The following is a 359-nucleotide window of genomic DNA, read 5'->3' on the forward strand; positions in this document are numbered from 1 at the left end:
TAGATGGGTCCGAAGGCGCCTGTAACGGAGAAGGATTTGTTCCGGCATCCACTGCGCGAACAGATCAATCTCAAGCATCCACTGGTACGGCTGGCCGAGCTGATCAATTGGGAGCGGCTCAGTGCATCGATGAGCGCGAGTTTCGTTTCGGGTAAGGCGCGCACGCCATACGAGTTTGGCGTCAAGGTGTCGATCACGACGACACACCGGGAAGGGCTGGTGGTGGGTGCCGGCTCGATGCCGGGCAATCCGTACGATGGACATACGCTGGAAGAAGCGCTGGAGCAGGCAGCGATTCTCAGCGATGTCAAACCTGAAATCGCGATCGTCGACCGTGGTTACCGGGGCGCTGAGCCAGA

The 359-nt window shown here is 59.3% G+C and carries 1 pseudogene; it reads left to right on the forward strand.

Annotated elements, in window-relative coordinates:
• Positions 1 to 150: 150 nt before the first annotated feature.
• Positions 151 to 359 (forward strand): annotated as a pseudogene (locus AB3X96_RS42705) (transposase); the annotation flags it as partial.

This window comes from Paraburkholderia sp. BR13439 (assembly GCF_040948805.1).
Lineage (GTDB): Bacteria > Pseudomonadota > Gammaproteobacteria > Burkholderiales > Burkholderiaceae > Paraburkholderia > Paraburkholderia youngii.